The sequence below is a fragment of the Desulfobacter hydrogenophilus genome (assembly GCF_004319545.1).
Classification (GTDB): Bacteria; Desulfobacterota; Desulfobacteria; order Desulfobacterales; family Desulfobacteraceae; genus Desulfobacter; species Desulfobacter hydrogenophilus.
The window spans coordinates 1594687-1611447 of record NZ_CP036313.1; the positions used below are offsets into that span (position 1 = coordinate 1594687).

Below are 16761 nucleotides of genomic sequence, written 5' to 3' on the forward strand. Positions count from 1 at the left end.
ATAGTGGGAAGGTCCTTTTAAATCATGTTCTTTGTAAATTACACCGGTCCTTTTGGATTTATAAAACCCTGGACAGCAGTCCGCGACAGTGAAACTCTTAGTCAGCAATTTTTGACACCGTCTATTATTGCCGGTATTGAAAGAAAGCTGTTCCCTGAACTTCTGGCCAAACCTTTCGAGCTTTATAAAGTAAAAAGACACAGATTATCTTATAAACAAGTTTCTCATCAGCAGGAACAAATCCAGCCCAGAGGTTGGAATAAATCCAAAAATTGTTATTTCAGAAAAAAATCCATTCTTGTCCGTGGCGTTTTAATTGAACCCAATCTACACCTTGGCTTTGCAAACTTAGATGACGCTGAATATGCCGCCCGGCAACACATTTGCCTATGCCGGAATGAAGATATTCTGTTACCTGCCAAACAGATTGTTAAAATTACTGAAACAGAATTTGACACCATGGCGAACGTCTTTAACGGATTTGAACTGATCTTTGAAAGAACCGATCAGTCATTTCTTGTGGGCTACAACCGTTTTGATCAAAATCGCCCCATGTACGGTTGGCTCAAAACCGTTGGGAGTCCGGTAAAGCATATTTGCTGATGGATGATCCATGCCCTCATATAAAAGCCAAAGGCGATCCTGAAAAGACATCGCTTTATACTCATACATGGCTTGTATATTCAGCTATCCAAAGATTCGCCGAATGCCTGGGTTTTAATATTGAAACAGCCGGATTAGGTGCTATTCTTCACGATATCGGGAAAGCCAATACCATATTTCAGAATAATTTAAAGCCCGGACGCCGTAAAAAGGCAATTACATTCCGGCATGAAATCGCTTCCTGCTTTTTCATATCCCTATTCAAAGAAGAGTTGCACCCGTCTCTAATTGAGATGGTTATCGCCCATCATAAATCCATAAAAAATGATCGTGGTGAAAAAGGTGTCCTTGACTTGGAAGAGTACGTCAAAAATCCCTTTAAAGATCATGCCAAAAATTGGGAGGACTGGAATCAGGATGCGGTAAAAATTTTGTCTGCCTTTGGCGTTCCTGCCCAAGAAGTTACGATTGACGATGCATGGAACAATTACCAAAAAGTGGTGGCATTTTGTCGAGATGCATCTAAAAAAAGAGGCTATTCCCCATGGAAGGGACTGTTAATGGCTGCAGATCATTTTGCATCTGCTCTTATTTTAAACACCTCAGTTCGTCTTGATACAACCTTTACCCCACCGAATTTAAATTATTTTAACAGGACATCCAAGTTATATCCCCTTTCCTTAAAAAAAGCAGATTCAAAAAAACGGCACACCATTGTTGTAGCCTGCACCGGAGCCGGAAAAACAGATTACCTTTTCCGAAGATGCAAGAATAGAGTCTTTTACACCCTGCCTTTCCAGGCATCCATCAATGCCATGTATAACCGGGTGAAATCGGATCTCAAAGCATCCAACCAAAATCTTGACATCCGGCTTCTACATGCAGCATCAAAATTTTCCGTCCTTGATGAATCCAAGGACGAAATCCTTTTGCAAAAACTGGTTGGGGCAGGCATAAAAATCCTGACACCATACCAACTGGCATCCATTGTTTTTGCTATTAAAGGCTTTGAATCTTTGATCATCGACATAAGGGGATGCGATGTTATTTTGGATGAAATCCACACGTATAATGGTGTTTCAAAATCCATGGTCCTGAAAATCGTTGAAGTGCTGAATTATCTTAATTGCAGGGTACATATCGGGACAGCAACCATGCCCTCTGTCCTGTATAGCAAGTTGATTGATATCCTTGGCAAAGAGAACGTGTCTGAAGTCTGTCTTACAAAAAAAGAACTTAATCAGTTTGACCGCCATCGCCTGCATAAACTGGAGTCCTGGGAAGATGCCCATTCAATTTTAAACCAAGAATTAAAGAAAAATTCAAAAATTCTCCTGATATGCAATCGGATTGATTCGGCTCAATCCATATATAGCCAGGTAAAAGAACGATACCCTGAAATTCCGTCCATGGCCATCCACAGTCGTTTCAAACGCAAGGACCGATTGAAAAAAGAAATGGATTTGAGAGGGGTAAACGATCAGGGTAAATCTTTGAATAAATATAACACAGGATCAGGCCCATGCATTGTAATATCCACCCAGGTGGTAGAAGTTAGTCTGGATATAAGCTTTGATGTAATGGTTACGGAAACAGCGCCCATAGATTCGCTGATCCAAAGATTTGGAAGAATCAATCGAAAACGGACATCAGAAAATTTAGGCAAATATAAACCGGTTTACATCATTCCGCCGCCTGACTGTACGCAAGAATCCAAGCCCTATGACCTTGATGTACTGAACAAAACATTTGAAATTCTCCAAAACGGCCAGCTTCTTCACGAGTCTGAATACCAGGAAAAAATTGATCATGTATACCCGGAACCGGATATCACCGATATTGAGAATCATTCGGTGTTTAAAAAGGACGGAACATGGAACCAGCCTATGTTGACACATAATCATAGGTCCATTCTTTTTGATCTGCTGGAGATAGACAATGCAGCTGCCATTCTAAGTTCAGACGAAACAGACTACAAAGAGGCGACTCCTGAAAAACAGATGATGATGGAGATTCCGGTTCGTTTATATTCAGTAAAAAATTTTTCACAATTGAAGGAAGGCAAAAAGCCCTTTGTTCTGCCTGACGCCGCCTACACGGAAGACAAGGGCTTGGATATGGCAAAAGCCCAGGAACGCATTCAGGATTTATATTTCATCTAAAAAGGCTATTTATGTATTCCACTAATATAGGAAAAACTTTTCTGGCCACATTTAACCGGGAATTCGACAAAAAATATTCGGCAAAGACTTTTTTTGAAAAAGAGTTTTTTCCTTTATTCTTTGACCATCCCAAATACATGCTCTGGCATACCAATTCTCCTTTCGTGCAAATGAAAAAAGGGCAAAAGCCCCATCTTCTCAACGAAGAAGAACGGTTGGAAAAATTAAACAACCTTGCCGAAAAAATAACAGCAGGGGACAGAGATGCCAGTGTCGCAATCGGATTCCCCGCCTCGGAAACAAAGGAATTTGCGACAACGTCCGGCCTTGTATCCAACATTTCCCAAGCTACCGATGAAAACGACGTCTACCTGTCTTGGATTGCCGCAGGTCTTGGTATGGGGGTCGCTGGCGGATATTGTATTTTCCTGAATGAACCAGACATTTTGTTGACCCTTTATGACGGATGGAAACAATACCGAAATCTGCTCAATGACCCTGCCTTGGGGAACGTAGCACCAAACAAAATAAACACATGGAACGGGCAATGGGTTAACTATTTCTATAGCAATGAGGATGATGTTCCAATAGACATGCCAGCCTTGTGTCGGTCTGATATTTTTAAACAGGAACCAAACAGTGTGTCTATTAACACGGTAAAATGGAGCACACTTTATTTTAATCTTTCAAAAAAATATCCAGGCCACTCCACGACAGGCTATATTTTCAGCCTTGGCCAAACCAACAAAACCTTGGGGTTTATCCCGTTCCATTTTAAACAAGCCCGAAGATTAATAGACTGTTATGAAAATCTTTTTGGTGAGAATGCTGCTCTGGAGGACAAAAACAAATATGAAACACTATTCGGTATTCACATAAAAAGGGCCTGCGAATTAGGGGTAATAGGCCTGCATGCCCTCCAGCCCCAAGATCTGAAAAAATATTTTATTAAGGGGGAATTCCCCAATTTTAAAAAGAAAAAGTTTCCTGCGCAAAAAAAGGGAGAGTCGGAAGACGCATATCTGTCGCGGTTAGACAGCGCGGCTGAAAAGGATAAAAACACCGTAATATTATTTAGAACCTATAAAACATGGTTGGTTGCTATGCTCACAAAAAACAATGAAGAGATCGCCGAGTACTCGGAAGAGATTGCAATAGCGCTTCATGCATACCGGGACAACGGCAGGACAAATGAGAGGAAAAACCGGATTGAAAAAGATCTGCTCACCGCTGCGTCCAAGAAAAAATTTATCAATGAACTGGTGCCCATTGTTCAGGATATTGAAGCAGAATACTTAAGTCTTATCAAGGATCTTAAAAGCACTGCCCATCTTATGACTTCGGAAGATTTTGGGTACTTTATTGTCCTTCTCCGGTTTGATTATGCCTATCAAGAAAGAAACAATTAAATAAAAAAAATCCAGGAAAAAATTATGCATACAATTTATATCAGAACCCTGAAACGGGCGGAACATACTGTTTTTTGCGTGGCCAACGGCCAGAAGTTTTACTATGATCCCCAGTTTGGTGTCCGAGTCCCATATTCCAGTGGCCAGCAGGTGAAAAGATCCATATTAGATACGTTGGCAGGCGAATTAAACGAAAGCCCCGCGCCAACCACCTTTCTTTTTGATGTGACAAAGAAAAAAGAGATCGGGGAGGGCGAGGTGTTCGGCACTTGCGACCCCTCTCATTTTGACCAGTTGATCGGTGGCTGGATGAAAGCCCAAAAAGGAGGCAAAGAAAAAACCATCAAACGCAGAAGCCCTCTTTCCATCTCGGCCATGAGAGCCCTGCATCCCTTACTCGCAGGAATTGAAACGGAGAATATAACCTTTGACCGTAGCGACAGGCAGACCAATAAAGTGATTGTAAGAGGTCCGGATAATAATATTCTATCCAAGGAAGAAGTTTTGTCCCTGATTAAAGATAAAGACAGGAGCCTTGTCAGAAAATGGATTCCGGATAATGCACGAGCCACTGGCTTTTTTGTCCAGGATATAGCCGTTGATCTGCGACGGCTTTTCTGCGTCACTCTGAACGAATACGAACCGGAAATCACCCAGGAGACACAAGAAAGCCTTAAGGCCCAAGGGTGGATTGAATCTAAAAATGTCTTTGGCAAATGCCTTGTTGCGCCAGCAAAATATAGGCAAAAGCTGATCCCAGCCATTGCAAAATCCATTGTTGACTGGCGCATTACCTCCAACCAGTCAAGAACCTTCAGCCTTATGGAGACGCTTGCTATTTCAATCAGTGAAGACGCCAATAAAATCGCGGGAAGTATCCGGGGCAAATTAAACCCTGAAAACGAAAGAAAGGCAATTCCTGTTATTGAAGAAAACATGGATGGGGTGGACACTTTTGTAAGTCTTGCTGCCGGGAATTACCTGATCACCAATTCGGAATCAGCAGAAGCCATGGAAAATGCAAAAAAATTTATATCGGACAAAATACAGGCCTTTGATTGCGAAAACCAGATGCCTGCTTAAAGATTCCAACGAATTCTATTTCCTGTATTGATAGGGCATTTGTGCCTATTCAGGCTGATTGTCTGTCCTAAAACTTATTGAGGAGGCATTTTGCCGTGCGTATCAAAATAACAGCCACAACAGACCAGCCCGCATCCTTTCCTTTTAATTACCAATATCCGCTCCAGGCAGCCATTTATTCCCTGATCCGGGAGTCTTCATCGGAATATTCCAAGTTTCTTCATGAACAAGGTTATGTTAAGGACGGCATTAACCGAGTATTTAAATTCTTCACCTTTTCAAAATTACAATTTTCACCAAAGCTATGCAACAAAGCAGGATTTGAAAATGTCCGGCAAATTGAATTTGTTTTTTCCACCATTGTGGAAGAAAGCCTGCGCCATATGATCTTAGGTATCTTTTCCGACCGGGAAATGCATCTTCGGATAAACGGCAAGGGGCTTAAGCTGACCATTATCAATGTGGATGTTCTGGAAGACATTGTGTTTTCAGGCAAAGAAAAATTCATCTGTCTTTCGCCCATTGCCGTGTCAACCATGATGGAAAATGATAAAGGCAGAAAGGTGCCCCATTTCCTTAATTATATGGTCCCCCGGGAAAGAGATCGGTTTGCTGAAAACATAAAAAACAACCTGGTCAATAAATATGAAACCCTGCATAATGCCTCGTATGATAAAAGGAAACATCCCTTCTCCTTTCATTTTGACCCGGTTTATATTGCAAAAAAAAACGGGACCATCTCCAAACTGATCAGTTTTAAAAACGACATCAAAATCAAGGCCATGGAAGCCCCTTTTGCTGTGGAAGCAGATCCGGACCTAATTAAAATCGGATATGAATGCGGATGGGGAGAAAAAAACAGCGCCGGATTCGGCTGCACTAAACCAATAAGACGATAAAACAGGAAAAAAGGTGAAAGCACTTGATTACACAGGAACCCAGGTGAACTACTTTTTTGTCTGCCGACGCAAACTGTGGCTGTTCACCCGGGATATCAGATTTGAAAATGAAAACGAGTATGTCCAATTGGGCCGCCTCATAGACGAATATTCCTATCCCAGGAAGAAAAAACAAATCGAAATCGGCAAGATAAAAATTGACTTTCTGGACAACAAACAAGGCATCATCCATGAGGTGAAAAAATCGAGAAAAATAGAAAAAGCACATATCTGGCAGGTGAAATATTATCTGTACTGGCTTAAATCCCACGACATTGAACATATAACAGGTGAAATTGATTATCCCAAACTGAAAAAGAAGGAAGCTATATCCCTGACTGAAGAGGATATTAAGGCCTTTGAAGACATTTTTGCTCAAATGAAAACCGTCCTTGACAAGGCTATTCCCCCGGAAATTATTAACAAACCTTTTTGTAAAAAATGCGCTTATTTTGAATTCTGCTATGTTTAGGAACTTGCAATGAAACAACCTCTATATTTATTCACAAACTCCACGGTAAAGCGAAAGGATAATACACTTCGCATCGAAACCAGCGAAAACAAAATCGACAGGCCCATTGAAACATTAAGCGAAATTTACCTGTTCGGCGAGCACTCACTGAACACCAAACTTCTCAATTTCCTTTCCCAGAATAAAATACCGGTCCATATTTTTAACTATTATGGATTTTATTCCGGCACCTTTTTCCCAAGGGAGGTATACTTATCCGGCCACGTGACAGTTCAGCAGGCAGCCCATTACCTTGACCCGGAAAAAAGAATCACGATCGCCCATAAATTCATTGATGCCGCCGCGTCCAATATCCTGTCAAATCTTGGGTATTATAAAAATAGGGGCCGGGAGATAGAAAAACAAATTTCCAGAATAAAAACCATAAAGAAACAGCTTGCCCTTGCTCCAGGTCCCATGGAACTTATGGGCTTGGAAGGTAACATCCGTGACCTATACTACTCTGCATTCAACAGCATCATAAAGCAGAATTATGATTTCGAAAAAAGAGTCTATCATCCCTCGGATAACTTCATGAATGCCATCATCTCATTTGGAAATTCCCTTGTTTACACAACAGTACTGTCCGAAATCTACAGAACCCAACTGGACCCCACGATCAGCTTTCTCCATGAACCGGGATACAGAAGATACTCCCTGGCTCTGGACCTGGCAGAAATATTCAAGCCCATATTGGCGGATCGGCTTATATTTACCATGCTTAACAAAGGAGAATTATCCGAAAAGGATGCAGACCAAAAATTAAACCACTGTTATCTCAAGGATACGGGAAGAAAAAAATTCTTACGGAAATACGATAAACGACTTCGAAAAACAATTAAACATAAAACCCTGAACAAACAGGTTTCCTACAAACGCTTAATTCGCCTGGATTGTTACAAGCTGGTCAAGCACATTATTGGAGAAGCCAAGTACTCGGGCTTTAAAATGTGGTGGTAATATGTACATCATAGCCGTATATGATATCAATACCGAAACCCGTGAAGGCCGCCGAGCCCTCAATAAGATTTTCAAGCTGATGAAAAAATATCTTATTCATATACAAAAATCGGTTTTTGAAGGAGAATTAACAAAGGCCCAGTTCCAAAAAATGAAACTGGAGGTGATGCAAATTATTGATCCAGACTGCGATTCCGTTATATATTTTTCAAGCCGTGACAGCCGATGGCTGGATAAGGAGGTTCACGGTCTCGGTAAAGACACCACAGACAATTTCATTTAACGAACTGCGCTCTTTGATAATTTATAAAATTTCATTTTCCGTCGTTCTCCCGGCAAAAGAACGCTATCCCCAATCGACGGAAAAAATCAGACGAAACTTGATATAACCATATGAAAATATGGACTTAAAAAATGTCTTTTAATCAGACCAACGTGGAATTGAAACAAGAAATTCTCTCAATGCTATTGGCAGGGTTGAGCGCTTTTAATCAGACCAACGTGGAATTGAAACTGGCAATACCGACCTTCATCATCGCCCCGCCGACCGCTTTTAATCAGACCAACGTGGAATTGAAACTGGAAAAGCCGATGTGGCCGGCAATGTAACGATTTTCCTTTTAATCAGACCAACGTGGAATTGAAACTAACAATACCCCTTTAAATTTGACTTATAAAATATTCTTTTAATCAGACCAACGTGGAATTGAAACCACTACCATCGGCCTCAGCAACAGATTGTATATGGCTTTTAATCAGACCAACGTGGAATTGAAACATAGCCGGACCCTTGATCCTCCCGGCGCATAGCACCCTTTTAATCAGACCAACGTGGAATTGAAACACATGGTCAAAGTATTTAGTGTCTTGCGATATCCTACTTTTAATCAGACCAACGTGGAATTGAAACATTTGAAGATTCACAGCTCACAAAGCTTCCAAATCACCTTTTAATCAGACCAACGTGGAATTGAAACAAGTTTAAGCTTCTATTGCAGCTATCTGCAAAGGCTCTTTTAATCAGACCAACGTGGAATTGAAACAATGAAGGAATTATCCTTGTGATAGGCATAGACCACCTTTTAATCAGACCAACGTGGAATTGAAACTTTAACAAAGCTAAAAACAAAACAGTTCATGTTGAACTTTTAATCAGACCAACGTGGAATTGAAACAACACATAGCCTTGGGGTATTGACAGTGCAGCAAGCTTTTAATCAGACCAACGTGGAATTGAAACAACACATAGCCTTGGGGTATTGACAGTGCAGCAAGCTTTTAATCAGACCAACGTGGAATTGAAACCCGTCGCGCTCGGCCTTATTGGTGTAACAGCGCAAACTTTTAATCAGACCAACGTGGAATTGAAACAAAGGTTTCGAAAAACAGTTCGAATCCATGCTGACACTTTTAATCAGACCAACGTGGAATTGAAACAAGGAATGTTTGTTGTTTTCGAAGCTTCAAAAGTGACTTTTAATCAGACCAACGTGGAATTGAAACATGGCATGGTGATTGGTGATAAAATGGCTGAATATTCTTTTAATCAGACCAACGTGGAATTGAAACTTGGCAAAGACAAAAGGAACAGAAGGGCGAACACACTTTTAATCAGACCAACGTGGAATTGAAACATTGCCGCAGACCCGGTATCTCCATCTGATCCATACTTTTAATCAGACCAACGTGGAATTGAAACACCGGAGAATTTTCGGTCAACGCAGGAGAATTATAACTTTTAATCAGACCAACGTGGAATTGAAACTGTTTTAGCCGAAATTATGGGGCATACAAACACAAACTTTTAATCAGACCAACGTGGAATTGAAACAGAGTTAACTTTAAATTTTGGAGACAACAACAATGACTTTTAATCAGACCAACGTGGAATTGAAACGGGGGATACGCTTGCTTTGTGGTAGGTGAGGTTAGGCTTTTAATCAGACCAACGTGGAATTGAAACTCAGATTCTATAACATTCTGTTCAGTGCGCTTTGGACTTTTAATCAGACCAACGTGGAATTGAAACCGAAACCATAGATTCATGATACCCACTTCGCGTCATTTTTAATCAGATCAACGCGACATGAGCCTATCAAAATTGAAGATATATATTGCAGACGGGTGTAATTCAATAATTTAGATTTTGGCCTGATCACGGGTATTCTGCATAAAAAGTCAATTCGGGAAAACCCTTAATTTTCAATAAAAAGTATTTTCTAACGCCTTCAAAATTATATTTTTTCTTTTCACAGATTTTCGTACTTGTGTTGACAAGAAGCAATCTCTTATCCTACGATACGTGACACTTTAATGTGATGAGCAGTTTAATCCATATCAAATTACGGAACCACAACAAACATATGACTCAAAAGACATTCAGTCCCGGCAGTAAGGGCATGCAGTTCAAATACATTACAAGGCCGGTTGTGGGCCTGTTGGCACTGCTTTTTTTTTCATCCTGTACAACAAAAAAACCCGTAAAGGTCGTCGATAATTCGCAGGTCTGCCAATCAAAAAAAATAGAAAAAAAAATAGAAAAAAAAAATACGGTGGTCGATGATTCGAAAATCCGCCAATTAGAACAAAAGATTGCGGAGCTGAGCCGCAAGCTGGCTGAACAGAAGCTACTTTCAAAGAAATTGCAGCAAACATTGCTCATAAAGCATAAAGAAACCGACGCCTGCCGGCAGGCCAATGAAAAACTGATCAAAGAACTCTCGCAAAGCAAGGCTAAACTGGCGACCCGGGGCAGCAAACTGGAAGCGGCCACCCTTATCGCCGAGGCCACAGCCGTCATCAGCACGGTGGAACAAAAACCTTTAAATGAGCCACAGAAAATTGTCCGGGAAAGGGCATTAGAAAACCTTAAAGAAAGTAAACATGAACTGGCAGAAGGGAACTATGAAAGTGCGTCCTACTTGTCCAGAGAGGCGATGGTAAAAGCAAAAGGCATTGATATAGGTGACGGTAGCAGCACCGCCCATCCGGCGGAAAAGGAAATCTTTTTTTCAACGCCCTTGCAGATGAAATTGTTTACAACCGGAAATCTCCGGAAAGGCCCATCCATAAATGCAGGTGTCAAAAAAATACTTCAGGAAGGACGCTGCGTTATTGCCGTCGGCCATAAACAAAATTGGGTGAAAGTCAAATTAGCAGATACTGACGAGACCGGCTGGATTCATCTATCCCTCCTTTATTAACCCCCAACGTTGGATATTTCCCGGCTCTTCCATCGTCCATTTACTGATCGTCATCAGCCTGGTAAACAACCCGATTTCGTCCCTCATCCTTGGCTCGATAGAGTGCCATATCCGCTCGACTGACGACTTTTTGCTCATCCCTGTCCTGTTTCTGAATTCTACCGATACCTACGGAAATATGGACCCGGATTTTCTGCTCTTCATGGGTAAATATATGGCTTGCAACGGCTTTTCTGATACGTTCTGCCGCCTGGATGGACTCATCCACACCGGACTCTGCAAGGATCACAAGAAATTCCTCCCCGCCGTACCGGCCGGCAGAGTCGACATTACGCAGATTTTCATTAAAAATTTCGGCCACCTGTTTTAATACGGTATCTCCGGCCTGGTGTCCGTATGTATCGTTAACAACTTTAAAGTGATCCACGTCGAGCATCAATACGGAAAACGCTGTTGCATACCGGCGGTAATACGCGTAGTGATCGTGCAGGATACTCATCACCTGTTTTCTGTTATTTAAACCCGTCAGAGAATCAGTTGTTGCCAACTGCTCCAGCTTTGTCTGGCTAAGCTTAAGTTTAGCGACCATGTCATTGAAAACAGTGGTTGCAAACCCAATCTCATCATTGCGGCGTACTGGAAGCCGGACATCCAGATCACCTTCGGCCACCCTTTCAGCTCCTCGGGTCAAGGCGGACAGCGGCACCATGATCTGTCGGGTCAGCAGATAAGCTACAATACCCATAAGAACGCTAAAACAGCAGATAATAATAATATTCCGATGACGGGCATGAATCATTCCGGAGAAAGCTTTTTCATAGTTTTCCGCAATAAAAAGCCCCCACTCCAGTTCTCGAAACGGGACAACCAGCCCCATTAAACGTTCACCCAGGCCGTTTGTATATTCACGAAGCATTTGCCTGTCACCAGAAGGCGATAGATTGATTTCATTGAGAACTTTTTTAGTTCCCCTGCCGTACAAAAACTGCCGACCAGTTCTTACATCTACAAGGGATTCATAGGTCCAGTTACCAGCGTCTCCAAATTTGGCCGAATCCAATAAAGGCAGTAACCCGGTGAGTCTGACTTCAATGGCCAGCAATGTTTCATATTCATAGAATTGGTCTAGAAAAAGGGGAAGGCCAATCAGGAGAAGAGGCGACTTATCCCTTGGATCAATATATACGTTTCCTTTGAACCATTGCCTGTCTGAAATTTGTTCGATGTAATCATCAGGAAAAGGAAACGGCCGGTCACGACCACTGCTTTGAGACGCGGCGATCACGGAGCCGGTCCTGGAAAGTACAAAAATCCGGACATAATCTTTAAACTGATGCTGTAATGTACTGAGGTAGGTTTCAAGTATTTTGATATTTTGTAGCCGATTTTTACTGTCATCCGCACTTTCTTCAGGTATTTTAAGATAAGCCGTAGCAGCTTCCGATACAATTGACGCGTTGGAGAACACGGTCAGATCATAAACCCGTTTTTTAAGCCACAGGCAAATTTCCCTTTCCATGATCTGTGCGGAATCGACAAATCGTTGCTCTACCTTTTCCTCCAGCGTGGTTTGCAGCATATTCTGGAGCAAAAGCCCCATGGATAGGGACGGTATGGCCGTGACCAATACCGCAAAAACAAAAATTCGGTTCCTGATACTCAACAGATATCCGTGCTTATTTTTCCGCTTGCCCATTCGGCTTACCCATATATCGCTAAGGATTATACTTCTTTCAAGACCTTAATCTCTATATATTCAACAATATCCTTGGTTTTTTCTTTATATTCAAGCATATGTACAGAGGATAAATGCGCCGTTAAATCCTCTACACTGCGCCATTTTTCAATAATGGTAACCACACGTTTATTCAATTTCTGCGGCGGAAGCCCTGTGGGTATGTCAACAGTGGGGATATACTCAATACATCCCTCTTCCCCAAGAACAGCAGGCATATTGGATTTAAAAATTTTAATAAACTTGTCTAATTGACCGTCCTTAACATAAATTGATGCAATGACACTTATCATAGTTAAAATCCTTATTGAGATTTTATTTTCAGCGGGTGAAATCCGCGTTTTGAACGAAAGAATAGACTAAAAAAATCCGGATGACAACCGTTCTCATCCACCATGATATGCGGTCGGAACCGCTTAGGGTAGCCTAAGGACTGCAGATTAAATAACTTGAACGAAATAGCTTGCCTATTGGCCCATCTACTTCGTTGTATCAAAGGCCCAATAGGCCTTCAACCTTTAATACGCCTTGTAGATGAACCAAAATTCGGCGTTATTTCTGCCCAACTTATTTAATCTGCGGTCCTAAGCGACAGAACAGTTTTTTGTAGCGCTATTTTTTAGATGAGGCAGGGTTGTTCAGACGGTCAAAATTTGCAAATATATTATTGATGGTTGCCCTGCAGCGGATCATTTCATCCGGCTCTATTCCCTGCGCTGCTTCATTTAACATTTCTTCTACAAAACCAACAAGATGGGGTTTTAATTCTTTGGCTTTATTTGTTAGGTAAACAAGATTGCTGCGTTTATCATTTCGGTCAGTAATCCTGAGTACAATATTCTTTTTCTCAAGCCCATTTAAAAGGCGGGTAACAGCGGCTTTGTCTTTAACGGCGGTCCGGGCAAGGGCCTGCTGGGTCTGACCGTCCTGACGGTAAAGATGAACAAGGATGCTCCACTGCTCGTAACTGACATCAATTCCGGCGTCCTGGAATTTTTTTGACAGCCGCTTTATGATTGCCCGGGATAACCGGCCCACAAGATAACCAATGGATTGGTCAATGATCTTGCTATAGTCGTCCACTTATTTCTTTTTAAACATATTTTTTAAATAAGAGATCCAGATTCCACTGAGAAACCAGGAATACGCCCAGGTACCAAGTGTAATGGCAATAAAAGCCTTGACAATATCCATGGTGCTGCCGTTAAGGGAAAATCCAGGCACGTATCCAAAAAGAAGGGGGCCCAGGTACAAGAATTTGGCAAATTTGAAGGCAGAAAAGGCTGTGCGCCACATGTTGGCTTTGGCAATGGTTGCACCTGCAAAGGCCGCAATACAGACGGGTGGTGTTATATTTGAATCCTGGGACAGCCAGTAAACAATCATGTGTGCAGCAATCTGATTAACCCCAAGATGGGTCAGGGCGGGTACCGCCACGACTGCAGTAATCAAATAAGCTGCGGTGACCGGAACACCCATACCTAATACCAGGGAGGCCAGGGCCACAAGCATTATGGTCAGCAGCAGGGAACCGCCAGCAAGCTCGATCATGATATCTGCAAAAGTTAATACCAGGCCGGAAAAGGTTAAAACACCGATAATAATACCTATGACACCGACCGTGGCACCGATTTTAAGACTGTTTTCAGTACCGGACCGGGAAGCCTCAAGAAAATTGACCAGTCCGGGTTTTACCTGTTCAGGTTTTTTGATGTATACAAAAACAGCGGCAATAAAACCGATCAGAAAGCCGACCCACTGGGGGATGACCAGGCTACCGGAACCGCCCCCAAAACCGTTGATCAAAGAAATTAAAAATACCCCGGTTACGATAAAGGCCATAGTCAGATCCATGGATGTATCCGATCTCACCCGACTGATGAAAAGACAGGTAACAAGGCCGAGGATAGCTGAAAATCCGGGAGAATAACCCGTGAGCATCAAAATGGTGATGGAGATCAGGGGAAGGGTATAAAACCATTCGGTTTTAAAAATATGGCTGGCAGACTGCTCACTTTTCTCTCCGACAATATTATCTTTTTTCGCCTCATAGTGAACCATGCAGAACACACTGAAAAAATACATAAATGCAGGGAAAATGGCCACCAGCATGATTCTTGAATAGGGAACACCGGTCAGCTCTGCCATGATAAAACCGCCTGCACCCATGATCGGAGGCATGAACATACCGCCGATGGAAGCTGCCGGCTCAATGCCACCGGCCACATGGGGTTTGAATCCTGCTTTTTTCATCATGGGAATGGTGAACATGCCTGTGGAAACCGTATTGGCAATGGCTGAGCCGGATATTGAGCCGAAAAGTCCGGATGCGATGACGGAGACCTTACCCGGTCCGCCGATTTTATGACCAACAGCAGCCAAGGGCCAGTCAATAAAAAATTTCTGGGCCCCGCATTTTTCAAGGAAAGCCCCAAACAGAACAAATAAAATTACATATGTTGCCAGAACATTGGCCATGATGCCGAAGACACCGTCACTTTTGTAGAATATGCTGATGCACAACTCCGTAAATGGTGCGCCGGCGTGGGAAATTAAATCCGGGGCCATATATCCGTACACCCCGTAAATAAGCATTAAGGCGCCCATGATAACAAACACATTGCCCACAACGCGGCGGGCCAGCTCAATACCGATAAGAACGCCGATGACGGCAAAAACCATATCAATCGTTGTTTCTGCACCAGTCCGGTAATTGATGACTTCAAAAAGGAAAATCCAGTATCCGATTGAAGCAATGGATAAAAGGATCAACACATAATCAATAATCCTGCCAACAAGGGATTTGGATTTATACAACAGAAAGACAAGGATATAGGTGATGATAACATATATCCCCCGGTGGTACTGCGTTGCCATGGGCTGCACGATGGCAGACCAAGAGTAAAACAGAACCAAAAAGATTGAAAGGAGATCGAATATAATTTGTTCCAGTCGATTAAGTTTTTCGTACACGGGTCTCTTCCTGTCAATTATTATTTAAATAGTGTTTGAACGAAAAGTCACCCTTCTGCGCTTGCATATGGGGCACTTTTCATCCAAACATAGGGTTTCGTTCAGACACTACATATTTCAATGCCATTTGGACAGAAAAGCCCAAGCCTTTTTGCCCGGAATAAATAAAAAGAGCTTAGGATTTATAATACCCCTTTTTCCTTCCAGAATTTTTCAGCACCTGGATGAAAGGGGGTGACGATACCGTCGGCGCCATGTTCAACAGCCATACTTTTAAATGTGTTTTTCTGGGACTTCATATGGGCAAGGCCCTCATCGGAAAAAATCAGGGTCAACATTTTGTAAACGGTTTCATCAGACACTTTGGCATTTGCCACCCAGAGGGTGGAATCCTGGAATGACGACGTGTCAGAATCTACGCCGTTATATGTGTTTGCAGGGATGGACAGTTTTACAAAATAGGGGTATTTGTCATAAAAACCTGTTGCTTTTGCGTCTGCATCAAGATCAACCATGGCAATATGATTGGTTTGGGCCGCCATCATAACGGCTCCGGAGGGGAATGCCGTGAACAGCCAGAATGCGTCAAGCTGATTGTTGCCAAAGGCCTGGGCTGCATCATTGTATCCCATGGCGTTTCTTTCTATCTTATCCCATACGCCCATGTGTTTAAAAAAGAGTTCACAATTGGCAAAGGCACCGGAACCGGCATTGCCGACACCGACTTTTTTACCGGCAAGGTCTTTGGTGCTTTTGATGCCCGACCCTTTGTGCACAACAAGCTGTGCCGGTGCGCCATAAAGCCATGCCACGGCCAGTACGTTTTCATATTTTCTGGTATCGTTTGACAGTAGACCATGGCGTCCCTGGTAAACATGCCCGGAATAGACAACGCTCATCTGTTGTCTGCCGGTATTTGTTTTTCTTAAATTTTCAGTTGAGCCGCCGGAAGACTGGGCCTGAACTTTAAACTCTTTGACTGCTTTCATGGGTTTATAAACTTGGATGCTGTTGGCCACGACTTGAAACGTTCCACCGGCAGGACCGCCACCGAATACAATTCGTTCCCTGGTAAAACCAGGCTGGCAAAAGACCATGGAAACGATCCCGATAAAACCAAGAATCAATAGATGTTTATCCTTCATAATGTTCTCCTATCTACCTTTAATAATTTAAAAAAAACA

14 protein-coding genes and 1 CRISPR repeat array are annotated in these 16761 nt (G+C 42.4%); of the genes, 9 read left to right on the top strand and 5 right to left on the bottom strand.

Annotation, left to right across the window (positions count from 1 at the left end; translation table 11 throughout):
* Window positions 1-24 precede the first annotated feature (24 nt).
* The 9 genes from EYB58_RS06830 to EYB58_RS06870 all read left to right on the top strand — a co-directional run bounded on the left by EYB58_RS06830 (window position 25) and on the right by EYB58_RS06870 (window position 10869).
* Entirely contained in the window at window positions 25-603 is a 579-nt protein-coding gene (locus EYB58_RS06830) for a hypothetical protein (RefSeq protein ID WP_111953814.1), read from the top strand.
* The gene (gene cas3, locus EYB58_RS06835; protein ID WP_111953812.1) at window positions 603-2765 is read left to right on the top strand and encodes a CRISPR-associated helicase Cas3'; all 2163 of its coding nucleotides are present in this window, start codon (window positions 603-605) and stop codon (window positions 2763-2765) included. The genes EYB58_RS06830 and cas3 overlap by 1 nt, the downstream gene beginning before the upstream one ends.
* Before the next feature lie 11 nt (window positions 2766-2776).
* Window positions 2777-4174: a hypothetical protein gene (locus EYB58_RS06840; RefSeq protein ID WP_111953810.1), complete on the top strand. Its 1398-nt coding sequence runs from the start codon at window positions 2777-2779 to the stop codon at window positions 4172-4174.
* 24 nt (window positions 4175-4198) lie between these two features.
* Complete coding sequence (locus EYB58_RS06845) at window positions 4199-5257, top strand: CRISPR-associated protein Cas7 (RefSeq protein ID WP_111953808.1); 1059 nt, start codon at window positions 4199-4201, stop codon at window positions 5255-5257.
* A gap of 95 nt (window positions 5258-5352) precedes the next feature.
* Complete coding sequence (cas6, locus tag EYB58_RS06850; protein WP_111953806.1) at window positions 5353-6156, top strand: CRISPR-associated endoribonuclease Cas6; 804 nt, start codon at window positions 5353-5355, stop codon at window positions 6154-6156.
* Window positions 6157-6169: 13 nt separating this feature from the next.
* On the top strand, window positions 6170-6667 hold the full coding sequence (gene cas4, locus EYB58_RS06855; RefSeq protein WP_111953804.1) for a CRISPR-associated protein Cas4: 498 nt from the start codon (window positions 6170-6172) through the stop codon (window positions 6665-6667).
* Window positions 6668-6676: 9 nt separating this feature from the next.
* A complete protein-coding gene (cas1b, locus tag EYB58_RS06860; protein WP_111953802.1) occupies window positions 6677-7666 on the top strand; it encodes a type I-B CRISPR-associated endonuclease Cas1b in 990 nt (329 codons plus the stop codon).
* Window position 7667: 1 nt separating this feature from the next.
* Window positions 7668-7949, top strand: a complete 282-nt coding sequence (gene cas2 / locus EYB58_RS06865) for a CRISPR-associated endonuclease Cas2 (protein WP_111953800.1) — start codon at window positions 7668-7670, stop codon at window positions 7947-7949.
* A gap of 135 nt (window positions 7950-8084) precedes the next feature.
* Window positions 8085-9695: a CRISPR direct-repeat array (repeat unit 30 nt; unit sequence CTTTTAATCAGACCAACGTGGAATTGAAAC).
* A 334-nt stretch (window positions 9696-10029) separates the two neighbouring features.
* Window positions 10030-10869: an SH3 domain-containing protein gene (locus EYB58_RS06870; RefSeq protein WP_111953798.1), complete on the top strand. Its 840-nt coding sequence runs from the start codon at window positions 10030-10032 to the stop codon at window positions 10867-10869.
* 40 nt (window positions 10870-10909) lie between these two features.
* Here the strand turns inward: EYB58_RS06870 and EYB58_RS06875 are convergent, their stop codons facing one another.
* From EYB58_RS06875 to EYB58_RS06895, 5 genes are all read right to left on the bottom strand, one after another.
* A complete protein-coding gene (locus EYB58_RS06875; protein ID WP_242637583.1) occupies window positions 10910-12532 on the bottom strand; it encodes a diguanylate cyclase in 1623 nt (540 codons plus the stop codon).
* A 59-nt stretch (window positions 12533-12591) separates the two neighbouring features.
* Window positions 12592-12897 carry a putative quinol monooxygenase gene (locus tag EYB58_RS06880; protein ID WP_111953794.1) on the bottom strand — a complete coding sequence of 102 codons (306 nt, stop codon included), beginning with the start codon at window positions 12895-12897 and terminating at the stop codon, window positions 12592-12594.
* Window positions 12898-13216: 319 nt separating this feature from the next.
* Window positions 13217-13687, bottom strand: coding sequence for a MarR family winged helix-turn-helix transcriptional regulator (locus EYB58_RS06885; RefSeq protein WP_111953792.1), 471 nt, complete (start codon window positions 13685-13687; stop codon window positions 13217-13219).
* A complete protein-coding gene (locus EYB58_RS06890) occupies window positions 13688-15577 on the bottom strand; it encodes a TRAP transporter permease (RefSeq protein ID WP_111953790.1) in 1890 nt (629 codons plus the stop codon).
* A gap of 182 nt (window positions 15578-15759) precedes the next feature.
* Complete coding sequence (locus tag EYB58_RS06895) at window positions 15760-16722, bottom strand: TAXI family TRAP transporter solute-binding subunit (RefSeq protein WP_111953788.1); 963 nt, start codon at window positions 16720-16722, stop codon at window positions 15760-15762.
* Window positions 16723-16761: the final 39 nt, after the last annotated feature.